The organism is Romboutsia sp. CE17 (assembly GCF_012317385.1).
GTDB lineage: Bacteria > Bacillota > Clostridia > Peptostreptococcales > Peptostreptococcaceae > Romboutsia_E.
Map to the genome: position 1 here is coordinate 298,025 of NZ_CP051144.1, position 14,900 is coordinate 312,924.

Genomic DNA, 14,900 nt, shown 5'->3' on the forward strand with positions numbered 1-14,900 from the left:
GAGAACAATAATCTAACAATTATAGGGGGAAAAAAATGAATCTAAATGAATCTAAGAATTTAAACAACTCAAGAAAAAGTGAAAAACCATTTGGTATAAAAGATAAACTAGGATACCTTTTTGGTGACTTTGGTAATGACTTTATGTTTATTTTTGCAAATATGTATTTTATGATATTTTACACAAAAGTATTAGGTGTAAGTGCAGCAATGGTAGGTACATGTTTCTTGGTATCAAGATGTATCGATGCTTTTACAGATATAGGGATTGGACGAATAATAGATAAAAGTAAGGTAGGAAAACATGGTAAATTCCGTACTTGGATATTAAGAGTAGCTGGACCTGTTGCACTTATGAACTTCTTAATGTATCAACATAGTTTAGTAAATGCATCTATGACGGTTAGAGTAATAGCCATGTTTGCAACATATATATTATGGGGATCAGTATTTTATACTGCAGTAAATATACCATATGGGTCAATGGCATCAGTAATGACTGAAGATACAAAAGAAAGAGCGTCTCTTTCAACTTGGAGAACTATAGGAGCATCATTTGCAGGTATATCTATAGGGGTTATAACACCTCAAATTATTTATAGTGCAGATGCAGCTGGAAATCAAATAATAGATCCTCAAAGATTTACAACAGTTGTTGCAGTGTTTTCAATAGCAGCATTTATATGTTATATGTTATGTTTTATGTTAACAACAGAGCGTATTAAGCCAGAAGTTAAAGAAGATCAAGAATCACTTTCTTTAATAGATACATTTAAATCATTAATGACAAATAGAGCAATGATTTCTTTCTTAGCAGTATCAGTAGTTTTAGTATTTAGTTCACTTATGGGACAAACAATAAATACTTACTTGTGCATAGACTATTTTAATGATGTAAACGCTTTATCATTATTAAATATGGTAGCATTGCCAGTTACTCTATTTGTTGGAATGTTAGCAGCTAAATTATCTCAAAAATTAGGTAAACGTGAGTTTTCAATGATAGGATTAATTGCAGCAGGTTTAATATTCTTAGCAGCATATTTTATGAAATTAAATAATCCATATGCATTTGTAGCAGTATTTGCTTTAGTTACACTTGGAACATCAACATTTAATATATTAATGTGGGCCTTTATAACAGATATAATAGATTATACTGAAATACAAACAGGAGAAAGAAATGATGCAACTGTATATGGTTTTATTTCCTTCATTAGAAAATTAGCTCAAGCATTAGCTGGTGCTATAACAGGATATGCTTTAACATTTATAGGATATGATTCACTGGCATCAGTTCAGGCTGAAAGTGTAAAAGAAGGAATTTACGCATTAGCTACATTATTCCCTGGAGCTTGTTATATACTTGTAGGATTATTACTTATGTTTACATATCCTTTAACTAAAAAAGTAGTTGAAGAGAATATATCAAAATTAGCGAGTTTAAGAGCTGCTAAACAAAAATAAAAATATTATAAATTAAAAATTATATAAATTTATAGATATAAACTTGGGGGCAAGAAAATGATAGATGTAAAGGAAAAACAAACTATAGTAGATTTAAGAGAAAAACCGTATTATTTAGATGAAGAAGCTATATCATGGGTTGAAAATACTCTAGAATCTATGACTATAGAAGAAAAAATAGGACAACTATTTATAAACATGGGATCTTCAACAGAAGAAGAATATTTAAAAAATTCATTAGAAAAATATAAATTTGGAGCAGTTAGATACAATCCAGGACCAGCGGATAAAGTATTAGAACAAAACAGAATATTACAAGAAAATTCAAAAATACCTCTATTAATAGCTGCTAATGCTGAAAGTGGTGGTAATGGAGCTTTCATGGGCGGTACAGAAATAGCAACACCTATAAAAATAGGTGCAACAAGAAATGCTAAATACGCTTATGAAATGGGTCGTGTATCAGGTATAGAATGTGCAGCTATAGGAGCCAACTGGACTTTTGCACCTGTTACAGATATAATGCTTAACTGGAGAAATCCTGTTATACAAACTCGTACATTTGGTGATGATGCCAATAGAGTTTTAGAAATGAGTAAAGCATATATGAAAGGTTTCATGGAAAGTAATGGAATATGTGCTATGAAACATTTCCCAGGAGATGGTGTTGATGAGAGAGATCAACATTTATCAAACAGTAGTAATTCATTATCTTGTGAAGAATGGGATAACACATTTGGAAAAGTATATAGTGGAATGATAGATGCAGGAATACATTCTATAATGGTAGGTCATATAATGCTGCCTGCTTATGAAAGAAAATACAATAAAGAATTAGCACAAGGCGGAGAAATAATGCCTGCTACAGTAAGTAAGGCGATTATAACTGATTTATTAAAAGGTCAATTAGGATTTAATGGATTGGTTGTAACTGATGCATCACATATGGCTGGACTTACTTCTAGAATGAAGAGAAGTGATATGTTGCCAGCATCAATAGCAGCAGGTTGTGACTTATTCTTATTCTTCAATGATCCAGATGAAGACTTTGGATATATGATGGATGGATACAAAAGTGGAATAATAACTGATGAAAGATTAAATGATGCTATAAGAAGAATACTTGGAACAAAAGCATATTTAGGACTTCACAAAAAAGATAAAAAAGATATAGTTCCTCCAAAAGAAGGTTTAAGTGTTATAGGTAGTGAAGAATTTAAAAACATAGCTAAAGAAATATCTGATGAAGCTATTACATTAGTTAAGAATGTTGATAAATCAATACTTCCAATATCAGTTGAGAAAAATAAAAGAATATTACTTATAGAACAAGAAATATCTAATCCAGTAATGGCAATGTTTATTGGTGCAGGAAGTAAAAAGACATTTACAGAATACTTCAAAGAAAAGTTAGAAGCAGAAGGATTTGAAGTGGAAATTTATGAATCACCAATAGATAAAATTAAGAGAGTTAGTAAAGAAGAAGCAGGGAAAATAATGATGAATGCTTATTCAGCTAAATCTCCTATAACTGATTTAACAGATAAATATGATTTAGTTATACAATTAGCTAGTATATACAATGCAGCTGGAACAACTCAAAGAATAGAGTGGAAAATGAGTAAAGGAACTCCAGATATACCTTGGTATGTACATGAATTACCTACTATATTTGTTTCTTTATGTTCACCATTCCATCTAGCAGATGTACCACAAGTTAAAACTTATATAAACTGCTATGATAAAAATGAGGATACATTAGATGCATTAGTAGAAAAATTATTAGGTCGTTCTGAGTTTAAGGGAGTAGACCCTGTTGACTCATTCTGTGGATTAGAAGATACACGTTGGTAATAATTAAAAAAAGATGATAGATTTTATACAAATCTATCATCTTTTTTATTTGCTAAAAATAGTAATTATTAAAAATCAGATATTACAATATGTATGCATTTAAGTGTAAAAAAGACATATTATATAAGCGTAAGAGATTTTTAAATTATGAAAAATATTTTATAAAATAAGGAATAATAAATATATGAATCTATATATCCTAATAAAATATATAAATAATTTGAAAAGGAGAAACTTATGAAGAAATATACTTTTGATACAAGAGAAGAAGTTGTTAATTTTTTAGATAAACATAATTTTAAGTACTATATTCCAAGGGTAGAGGAATATATGAGTAATATTAAGGATGAGCTTAAGTATTATTATGTAGAACTATCAGATTCAGATGAGGTAGAATGTTGTTCTATTATATCTATTACACGAGGAATGGAAATTAAAGAAGATTTTTTTGATATTAATAAAGTTGATGAGTTTAAAGACACTGCTTACAATAAGGAGTATAGAGAGAAAAAATATAAAAAAGGTATTGAAGAGGGATATTTTTAGAAATTAAAGAAAGAGAATCTATATGATTTAATTCATTAGGTTCTTTTTCTTTATTATAAGCAAATTTTATTAGTTAAATAAAATTCAAATTTAATATTAAGGGCAATTTTAATATATAACAAAAGTGTATAAAAATATATTTTATGTAAATATTTACTATTAGGGATATTTATTAAGGTTAAATTAAGGATAGCTTAGTATAATATAAAATATTGAGAGATAATAGATATCTTAATATATCGTAAATATAAAATAAATTAAATAAAATTCAAAAGAAGGAGTATTAATAATGAAAAACAATAAGAAAAGTCCAATAGTCATAGTACTATACACATTATCTATCTTAATAGGTATCTACACAATATTCACAGTATACTCATCATACACTTACATATCAAGTCTAGTAGAGCAAGGTCTTGTAATAAGTGATGAATTACAAAACGTAATAAATTACTATGTAGATGCATCTCTACCAAGCTTATTCTATGCAATAGCTATATGGGGAATAGGATGCATAATAAATAAGTTAAACTATATAACAAACGAAGTAAAAAGTAATAATCAAGAAAATATAATAAAAGAAACTATAGTTACAGAGTCAAACGAAGACGTAAAAGAAGATATAATAATCACAGAATCAACTGAAGATACAAAAGAAGAAATATAAATTAAAAAGGTGTAGCAAATAAGCTACACCTTTTATTTATTTAGATTAAATGGGTGAAAGTGGTAAACATTTAAACAGTTTAACCTATAAAAATAAGACTAAATACACAGATTAAAAAATAATCTCAAATAATTAAGTAAGTATTGAGGATATTACTATAATAAAAGCCTCTTTAATAAAAAATATAAATTTGGCATAATTATTGCTTATATAAATAAATAAATAATAAGTCTAAAAAATATAAATTATAGGGGAGAAGAATATTATGAAAATAACTGTAGTAGGAAGTCATTTATGTCCAGACACATTATATGCATTATGTGAATTAAGAAAGAAAAATGTGGATATAGATTTTAAAAATTTATCGGCAAGTTTAGAGGGATTAAAGGAATATTTATCTTTACGTGAAGGATTAGAAATATATAAAGATATAAGAGAAAATAAAGGAATAGGAATACCTTGTTTTATTTTAGAAGATGGAACAAAAACATTAAGTTTAGATGAAGTATTAAATAAATAATTTAATAGAAATAATTAAGTCCTCTCTTTATTAAAAGTGAGGATTTTTAATTGTTTCTATTTTGCCTTTTATGTAAAAAATTGATATAATTTTATCATATTGAATATAATGACTAGCATATGAGGTGTAAATATGGAAAGAAGAGATTTAGCAATAATAACGCTTAAAAAGGATGCAGGGGAAATTTATTCTAATCAGATAAGGGAATTTTTAGGAGATAATATTACGATAAATTTGTACTCATATGAAGAAAATAATATTACTTATTGCAATGAAAGGTTGGTTATTGTATCAGTAAGATTAAAATACCAAGACATTGAATCGATTTGTTCACCTAATACACAAATAATTATACCTAAATTAACCTTTGAAAAGTCTAGCTTTAATAATATTTCCAAATTAGAAAAGAATGAAACTGTATATGTATACAACTTATCAAGAAGTATGGCATTAGAAACGGTGGATCTTATACATAAACTAGGTAGTGGTATACCAAATCTTATACCTTGTTATCCAAAACTTAAAAGCATACCTTCAGGATCCATAATTTTAACACCAGGGGAAGAAATTCTTATAGAAGCTGAAAACTGTGAAGTTATAGACTTAGGATATAGAATAATTGATTTAAGTTGTATAGTTGATATTGCTGTAAAACTAAATCTTGAACACTTAATAAAAGAAGACTTGTTAAAAAAGTTTATGGATAAAATAATACCAACTAGTTATATAACGGAAAAACTTTTACTAACTCAAACCAAGCTAGAAAATCAATTTGACTTTTTATTGTCGTCAATAGACGAAGGCATAATTTGTGTAAGCAATGATGGAATAGTTCAATTTTATAGTCATGTTGCAAAAGATATACTAGGTGTAAATGAAAATGACATGATAGGAAAGCATATTGAACAATATATAAAAACTTGCGACTTTAATAATATTGTAAATAGTGAAACTACTTATTTTCAAAAGCTTACAAAAGTAAATAATATAGACATAAATTTAGAGGTTAAATATACAAATATAGGATTATTTACTGGATATATAATAAAAGTTACTAAGTTTTATCAAGCTGAAAAAAAGCAAGCTAAACTTAGATCTCAGTTAATAAAATCTGGGAATATAAGTAAATATACCTTTGATGATATAATTGGAAATAGTGATAATATACAAAACACAAAGAGAATTGCTTTAAAAATGGCTCAGTCTAATTCCTCAATTTTAATAATGGGTGAAAGTGGAACTGGAAAAGAATTATTTGCTCAATCTATTCACGGATCATCATCTAGAAGTAATGGACCTTTCGTTGCTGTTAACTGTAGTACTTTTCAAGATGGACTTTTACAAAGTGAACTATTTGGATATGAAGAAGGTGCTTTTACAGGAGCTAAAAAGGGTGGTAAGATAGGTTTGTTTGAACTAGCTAATAATGGAACTATTTTTTTATATGAAATAGGTGAAATGGATTTAAATTCTCAAGCAATACTACTTAGAGTAATACAAGAAAAACAAATTAGAAGAATAGGGTCTGATAAGGTTATTGATGTAGATATAAGAATAATTGCAGCTACTAATAGAGATTTAAAAAAATTAGTTTGTGAAAATAAGTTTAGAAAAGATTTATTTTACAGACTCAATGTACTTCCTTTAAAAATAAGCCCACTTAGAGATCGTAATGAAGACATCTTTTTAATATTTGATTCTTTTAAAAAAAATCTAGATGCTAATTTTAAATTATCAGATGAAGCTATAAAGATATTTAAATCACATAGTTGGGAAGGAAATATAAGAGAATTAAGAAACGTGGCTGAATACTGTTCTTACTTAGGAAAAAGTATAATAGAAGCATCTGATTTGCCAGAATACATTATTGAATCAATTGGTTCTAAAGATGATTGTAAAAAATTATTAATGAAGAGTAACAAGATAGAAATAACTAAATTTAAAAGACCTATAAATGACTATATCTTTGTGTTGGAAAAAGTTAATAAAGCCTATGAAAATAAAGAAAGAATTGGAAGAAGAAAGATCTATGAATGTGCAGTATCTGAAGGGATATTTTTAACAGAACAACAAATTAGAAGTATTCTTTTAGAATTGCAAGATCATGAACTAATAAAAGTTTTATCTGGCCGCGGAGGTTCTATAATTACAGATAAAGGAATACTTTTTTTAGAGCAGAATAAATAATTATAAATAATTATGAGAAATTAATGGGTTTAACAGGTTAATTTTTTTTTACTGTTAAACCCACTATTCTTTTTACTGGTTCAATGGGTTATAAATATAAGTAGATTCAATAAGATAAAATATTTTTATAAAACATAAATGTGTAAAATTACACTATTAAAGGCGATTTTATTTTAAAATAATATTTTTATAAAGTTGGCATAGATATTGCTAAATATAAAGTTGTAATTAAAAATAATGGAGGTAATATAAATATGCGTTACAATTTTGATGAGGTAATAGATAGAAGTAATAACTTCTCAGCAAAATGGTCAGAAATGGATAAAAAATATGGAAGTAATGACCTTCTTCCTATGTGGGTAGCAGACATGGACTTTAAAACAGCTCCAAGTGTAATAGATGCTATGAGAGAAAGATTAGAACAAGGAATATATGGATATACAACTAGACCGAGTTCTTATAATGAATCAATAGTAAATTGGGCATCTAGAAGATATGGATGGAATATAAAAAGTGATTGGATAATATTTAGCCCAGGTGTTATTCCATCAATAAGTTTAATAATTAAGGAAATGACTAATATAAATGATAAAATAATGATACAAGAACCAGTATATAGTCCTTTTAATAGTGTTGTAAAAGACAATGGTAGAGAATTAGTTATAAGTCCATTAATAAAATTAGAGGATGGTAACTATGTAATGGACTTTGAAGACATAGAATCAAAAATAAAAGATGTAAAGATGTTCATACTATGTAATCCTCATAATCCAGTAGGAAGAGTTTGGACTAAGGAAGAATTAAAAAGATTAGGGGATATATGTATTAAGAATAATGTAAAGGTAATATCAGATGAGATACATGGCGATATAATATTTAAAGGAAATAAGCATATTCCATTTGCATCTATAAGTGAAGAATTTGCACAAAATAGTATAACTTGCACAGCACCAACTAAAACATTTAACTTAGCTGGATTACAAATGTCTCAAGTTATATTACCAAATAAAGAAGACTATAAGAAATTAGACTCAGCATTTGCTAGACTAGATATAAGAAGAAATAATGCATTTAGTTTAGTCGCAACAGAAGCAGCTTATAATCATGGAGAAGATTGGTTAGATGAACTTTTAGAGTATATAGAAGGAAATATGGACTTCGCTATAAAATATATAAAAGAAAAGATGCCAGTTTTAAAAGTTAAAAAACCAGAAGGAACATATTTGTTATGGGTAGATTTTAGTGAAACTGGGCTTAGTGATGAAGAAGTTGCAAAAGCTTTAGTTGAAAAAGGTAAGGTTGCCTTAAATAGTGGGATATCTTTTGGAGTAGGGGGAAAAGGATATCAAAGAATAAACTTAGCTTGTCCTAGGTCTATGGTTGAAGAAGGGTTAAATAGAATAAAAATGGCTATTGAAGGTTAATCATAATTAAATTTATTCAAAATAAAAAAATTATAATAAAGGTTTTGGGGGAGTAAAATGAAAAAGGATATAGAAAAAAGAAGGCCTACATTTAGATATGCTTTATTAGTAGTATTCTCAATGATAGCTTTAATAACAGTTGGAATGGTCGTATTTGATGCATCTATAACAACAATGTTTTTATTATCTTGGTTAATAGTTGTACCAGCAGCTATGAGGCTTGGATATACAAATGCAGAAATAGAAGAATTTGGGTTTTCGGTGGGTAAAGATGCATTTCAATCTAATTTAATTATACTTTCTGTTGGTGTACTAATAGCTACTTGGATATCTGCAGGTACTATACCAACAATAGTTTATAGTGGGCTTGTAGTAATAACACCTAAGTATTTCTTACTTACTGCATTGATAGTATGTTCATTGACATCAGTAGCAACAGGAACTTCTTGGGGAACATTAGGGACTTCAGGTATAGCTCTAATGAGTATAGGTAATAGTATGGGGATACCTCCTGGTCTTACAGCAGGAGCAATAATATCAGGAGCATTCTTTGGTGATAAAATATCACCACTTTCAGACTCAACAAATCTAGCAGCAGCAGTGTGTAAAACGGATGTTGTAACTCATGTAAAACATATGACAGGAACTACAGTTCCATCATATATACTATGTATAATTTTATATACAGTAATAGGATTTAAATATGCAGGTAACACAATAGATTACAATCAAATAAATGAAGTAATAAATGCCTTAAAGTCAAATTTTGAAATAGGATTTATAGCAATACTACCAATAATAGTATTATTAATTTTATTATTATTACAAAAACCACCTATAATATCAATATTATCTTCAGCAATTCTTGGAGCAGGGATTTCAGTTATTCAAGAAGGTGAAAAAATAGGAGATTTACTAAATTACATGTTAAATGGATATTCCATAGATACAGGTATTTTATATGCAGATGAATTATTAAATCGTGGCGGGATAATGAGTATGGCAGAAACAGTACTTTTAGTATTCATAGTATTCGTAATAGCTGGAATACTTCAAAAAACTGGATTCTTAGAAGTATTGTTACAACCAATGATAGATAAAATAGGTAACTCAAGAACTAAGCTAATTGGTTCTACATTTATAGCTAGTTATGCAGCAAATGCATTTAGTTCATCTATGTTGTTTACATCTGTATTTATAGGAACTGTAATGTCACCATTATATAAAGAGTTTAAGTTAAAACCAGAAAATTTATCAAGAATAATAGAAGATACAGCTACTTTAGGTGGCCCATTAATACCATGGAATTCAAATGCTATATTCTGTAGTCAAACATTAGGTGTATCTCCGTTTGCATTTATACCGTACTGCTTTTTAAGTTGGATAACACCTATAATATCATTTATATATGGAGTAACGGGATTTAGTATGAAAACGTATACAGAAGAGGAATTTAAGTTATTATTAGAAAAAGAAGAAATAAATGGCGCATAAAAATAAGGAGTAATTATTTATGGAATTTCATTATTATTATTTAATTCAAGATATTGTTGGGATTATATTAACATTTATAGGAGTAAGAATGCTTATATTATGTTTTAGATATATTTTTTCTAATAAAATATCTAAGAGTATACTTATTCTTATGTTAAAATATACATTAATTACACTTTCAGGTATTAATTTATTAATTAATCAATTTGGAACAAGTCATTGGATTATAAGTATAATATTGATATTTCTATCATATATAATTACACCAAAATGAAACATATATAATTCAAGTCCATAGTTGTAAAGTTAATGATATAATATATAGATAATAAAAAAGTTGGGGGAAAATAATAATTAGGAGAATAATAAATGAAGCAAAATAATAATTAGGAGAATAATAAATGAAGCAAAATAAAAAATATAGAAAGATGAAAATGTCAATCAGAGGTAGTGCCTCCAATTAATATGGTAGAAGATAATGAATATTTAAAGAATGAATTTAGAAGACCTATGTTCTTAATGATATCTTGTAGTAAATCTATGTAAAGATATAAAAAACTATAAAATGCCTAATTTTGGAATTAAATTTTATAATTTTAAAAATATACTTGGGATTATACCATATAAATGGTATAATTCTTTTTTTGTGGGATACTTTTCACATATAATTTAAAAGATTAAAAGTATAAGTATATTATTATAACATTTATATATAAAGGGAGATTTATTATGGGAAAAATCAAAGAACAGAGTTCAATAAAGGAAAATAAACTATTTATGTACATTGCTCTAGGTATGTCATTAATGTCTATTATTATTATTAGCAATGTATTTTTTAAGTCAGATATTAATAATAATTATTTAGAAACAACATTAGGATTTATAAAGTTATTCAATATTATAATTTCTATACTAGGAGTAGGAAGTTGTTTAATATCATATAGTAGAGTAAGAAAAGATAGTATTTTTATTATTTCACTAATGTATTTAGGATTATGTGTTGGAATAACATTTGGACATATTGATTATCTTTCTTTTTATTATAAAGAGTTAACTATATCTACATACATAGTAGTATCAGCATCTATGCTTAGAATTTTTTTACTTTTAGTTTCTGTCTCAAAAAATAGTAAATTAAAAAAAGCAATAACTAATAATAAAATACTTTCAATTTTACTTGTAATAGTATTTACTATAATACTTGGATTTATTGAAAGAGATTTTAGCATAACTAGCTTTAAATATAGAGATGAGTTTTTCATAGCATATAATGCTTTTCTAGCTATAGTGTATATTATATCTTCAATTAAATTATTTATTATAGGGCGAAGAGAAAATGAATATATATATGTAGTTTTAAGTGCGAGTATATTTATGCTTTCAATAAAAGCTATTTATTCTATAAATTTATTAAATATTTTTTCATTTTATACTAATTTGATTTCAGTATCTTTAACATATATAGCTTTTTTTATAGTTATTATAGGAGCTATAATTGAAGGATATATGTATATATATAGAACTGATATATTAAACAATAATTTAAAACTGTTTTTTAATTTAGCTGAAAATAATAAACATAGTTCCATGTTAATATTTAATGAAAAATCAGAGCTTTTATATGCAAATCAAAAAGCAAGAGAACTTTACTCAATACAGGATAATGAAGATCTTAAAAACTTAGAATTAATTTTAAAGGACAACATGAATATAGTTGGAAAGAGTGAAGAAATTCTTAAATCATTGGATAATAAAGGCTTTTGGAGAGGGATAATAGAAAATGAGATAAATAAAACAACTGTTGATTGTTGTGTTCAACTAATTAATACAGCTAAGAACAAAAAAGAAATAGCAGTAACTTATATGGATATATCAGATGAAATAAAAATGGAATTAGAGGTAAAGAAGCTTAAAATCTATGATAAAGAGAAAACTGAATTTATTGCTAATATATCTCATGAGTTAAAAACACCATTAAATTTATTCTATTCATCAGTTCAATTATTGGATAGATTTTTAACAAAGGAAGACTTAGACTTTAGATCAATGTATAAAAAATATAATAAAACCCTACATGTAAATTGTAAGAGAATGATGAGACTAATAAATAATATTATGGATTTATCAAAAATAGATATAGGAATAATGAAAGCTAATTTTAAAAATTATGACATAGTATCAATTGTGGAGGATGTAACATTATCTGTTGTAGATTATGCTTTATTAAAGTCTATAAATATACAATTTGATACTAATGAAGAAGAGCAAGTTATAAAATGTGATTCTTCTATGATTGAAAGAGTTATGTTAAATCTATTATCAAATGCTATTAAGTTTTCAGATAAAGATACTAATATTTTTGTTAATATGTTTATAACTGATGATTGGATTGAGATTGAAATAAAGGATGAGGGTATAGGTATTTGTAAGAAAAAACAAGACATTATTTTTGATAAGTTTGTTCAAGTAGATAAATCTTTCACTAGAAGGAGTGAAGGAAGCGGTATTGGGTTAAGTATTGTAAAATCTATAATTAATCTTCACGATGGTAGTATAAGTGTAAATAGTAATCTAAATGAGGGTAGTGTATTTAAGATATTATTGCCTAATAAACGTATTGAAGATATTGATATATCAATTTATGATATTAACAAACATAACACAGAATTAGAATTATCAGATATATATGAAATACTACCTTAATAAATTTAATGAAAATTAAACTCTATAACTAAAAATTAATTATATTAAATAATAAAGCTATCTATTTATACTAATGTGTGTTACAATTAATATTGTAGAGATACAAAATGAAGAGAAAGTCTTAATATAGGCTTTGATAGGAGAAGTTATATGAATAACGGAATAGTAAAATGGTTTAACAGTGAAAAAGGTTTTGGATTTATATCAGTAGAAGGTGGAGATGATGTTTTCGCACATTTCTCAGCAATACAAGGAAACGGGTATAAAACGTTAGAAGAAGGTCAAAAAGTAAGCTTTAATATAGTTAAAGGTGCTAGAGGTCCTCAAGCGGAAAACATAACTATATTATAATAAATATATATTGTTTCAAAAAGATCCTAAAAGGGTCTTTTTTTTATATATAAGAGGATAGAAATTTTAGTTATATTCCTATCAAGACTATTGAGTACTATTTTAAAAATAATAAAATATAAGTGAAGATGGAGGTATGAAGTATGTACAAAGTTGGAGAATTCGTTATCTATGGAAGTGAAGGTGTATGTGAAATAGAAGACATAAGTGAACTTACTATTTCTGAATTTAGCAAAAAAAATAACTATTATACACTTAAACCTGTACATGACAATGGAAAGATGTTTGTTCCAATAGATACTAATGTATTTATGAGGCCTATCATAACATATGAAGAAATTCAGACAGTAATTAAACAGATTCCTTTAATAGAGAGAGTTGATTGTAGCACAATGAATTATAGGGTACTGCAAGATTATTATAAAACACTAATAAGAAGTCATGACTGTATAGACTTATTAAAATTAATAATAAATATTGATGATAAAAGAACTAGATTAATGCAAAATGGGAAAAAGTTAAATCAAATAGATGAAAAATTTATGAAAATGGCTACAAATCTACTTGAAGATGAATTTTCAATTGTGCTAGGTATACCTAGAGAAAAAGTAGAAGATTACATTAAAAGTAAGATGATGTAAAGTAAATAATATTAGAAGAGTATTATCAAATTTCAATTGATAATACTTTTTTTATGTGTTTATATAATATTTATTACTATATAATTATATTATAAGTCCCAACTCAACTAAATCTATATTTATTGGTAGAATTATTCTGTTTAAACTCAAAAAAAAAGTATATTAATATAATAAGAAATTATTATAAATTTATTACAAATAAAAATAATAGATAGGGGAGGTAGCAATGGAAGAATCAAGACTTATTGAAATGATAAAAAGAAATCCTTCTATTATAAAAACTATAAATAATCCTACAGATGAAATGAAATTATTAGCCATAAAAGAAGATGGTCTTGTATTAAGATATATACAAAATCCAACAATAGAAATGCAAGAATTAGCTATAGACAAAAATGCTAGAGCAATAAAATTTATAGATAATCCAACTGAAGAAATGATGATAAAAGCTATAAATGATGGATGGAGTATTTTAGAATATATAAAAAATCCAACAGATAAAGTTATTAAAATAGCAATAGATAAAGCAGGCTGGGCTATTCAATATGCAAAGAATCCAAGTGAAGAATTACAATTATTAGCAGTAAGAAAAAATTACGATTCAATAAAGCATATAAAAGAACCTTTTGAAAGTGTACAAGAAGAAGCTGTAAAAATAAGTTATGATGCATTAAGATATATAAAATCACCTAGTTTTAATGCTCAACTAATAGCAGTAGAAAGTGATGAAGCTGCAATTAGTTTTATAGCTGATTTAGACAAGGATAAAATAATAGAATTTATGAAGGTAAATATTCTAGTAATAAAATATATAGAAAATAAGATAGGTAAAGAAATATCTACTGAAGAGATAAAGGATCTACTAAAAGAAACATTATCAAAAGAAGATGTTCAAGAAAAGTATGTTAGAGATTTCATAAATTGTAGTGTTATAGATAGAGATAGTGACATTATGGCCCTAGACAAAATAATGTTTATTTATAAATATGGAAGTAAAAAATCAAAACAAATAGCAGTAGATGAAAAATTAAAGATGATATAGGAGAA

The 14,900-nt window shown here is 26.4% G+C and carries 13 protein-coding genes; all 13 read left to right on the forward strand.

The features are described 5' to 3' along the window. The first annotated feature begins 35 nt into the window (after positions 1–35). Positions 36–1,466, forward strand: a complete 1,431-nt coding sequence (locus HF520_RS01520; protein WP_168572350.1) for an MFS transporter — start codon at positions 36–38, stop codon at positions 1,464–1,466. Between the two features lie 57 nt (positions 1,467–1,523). Further along, entirely contained in the window at positions 1,524–3,320 is a 1,797-nt protein-coding gene (locus HF520_RS01525; protein ID WP_330586289.1) for a glycoside hydrolase family 3 protein, read from the forward strand. A gap of 237 nt (positions 3,321–3,557) precedes the next feature. Then, positions 3,558–3,866: a hypothetical protein gene (locus HF520_RS01530; protein WP_168572351.1), complete on the forward strand. Its 309-nt coding sequence runs from the start codon at positions 3,558–3,560 to the stop codon at positions 3,864–3,866. A gap of 289 nt (positions 3,867–4,155) precedes the next feature. Continuing rightward, positions 4,156–4,533, forward strand: coding sequence for a hypothetical protein (locus HF520_RS01535; RefSeq protein WP_168572352.1), 378 nt, complete (start codon positions 4,156–4,158; stop codon positions 4,531–4,533). Between the two features lie 265 nt (positions 4,534–4,798). Further along, positions 4,799–5,053: a glutaredoxin gene (locus tag HF520_RS01540; RefSeq protein ID WP_168572353.1), complete on the forward strand. Its 255-nt coding sequence runs from the start codon at positions 4,799–4,801 to the stop codon at positions 5,051–5,053. 132 nt (positions 5,054–5,185) lie between these two features. After that, positions 5,186–7,240 (forward strand): sigma-54 interaction domain-containing protein, encoded by a 2,055-nt coding sequence (locus tag HF520_RS01545; protein WP_168572354.1) that lies wholly within the window; start codon positions 5,186–5,188, stop codon positions 7,238–7,240. 254 nt (positions 7,241–7,494) lie between these two features. Next, complete coding sequence (locus tag HF520_RS01550; protein ID WP_168572355.1) at positions 7,495–8,664, forward strand: MalY/PatB family protein; 1,170 nt, start codon at positions 7,495–7,497, stop codon at positions 8,662–8,664. Positions 8,665–8,721: 57 nt separating this feature from the next. After that, complete coding sequence (gene nhaC / locus HF520_RS01555) at positions 8,722–10,158, forward strand: Na+/H+ antiporter NhaC (RefSeq protein ID WP_168572356.1); 1,437 nt, start codon at positions 8,722–8,724, stop codon at positions 10,156–10,158. A 19-nt stretch (positions 10,159–10,177) separates the two neighbouring features. Next, positions 10,178–10,432, forward strand: a complete 255-nt coding sequence (locus tag HF520_RS01560) for a hypothetical protein (protein ID WP_168572357.1) — start codon at positions 10,178–10,180, stop codon at positions 10,430–10,432. A 455-nt stretch (positions 10,433–10,887) separates the two neighbouring features. Beyond that, positions 10,888–12,861, forward strand: a complete 1,974-nt coding sequence (locus HF520_RS01565) for a sensor histidine kinase (RefSeq protein WP_168572358.1) — start codon at positions 10,888–10,890, stop codon at positions 12,859–12,861. Between the two features lie 150 nt (positions 12,862–13,011). Continuing rightward, positions 13,012–13,212, forward strand: a complete 201-nt coding sequence (locus tag HF520_RS01570) for a cold-shock protein (RefSeq protein ID WP_168572359.1) — start codon at positions 13,012–13,014, stop codon at positions 13,210–13,212. A 143-nt stretch (positions 13,213–13,355) separates the two neighbouring features. Next, complete coding sequence (locus HF520_RS01575; protein WP_168572360.1) at positions 13,356–13,853, forward strand: CarD family transcriptional regulator; 498 nt, start codon at positions 13,356–13,358, stop codon at positions 13,851–13,853. A gap of 226 nt (positions 13,854–14,079) precedes the next feature. Then, a complete protein-coding gene (locus HF520_RS01580) occupies positions 14,080–14,895 on the forward strand; it encodes a hypothetical protein (protein ID WP_168572361.1) in 816 nt (271 codons plus the stop codon). The last annotated feature ends 5 nt before the right edge of the window (positions 14,896–14,900 follow it).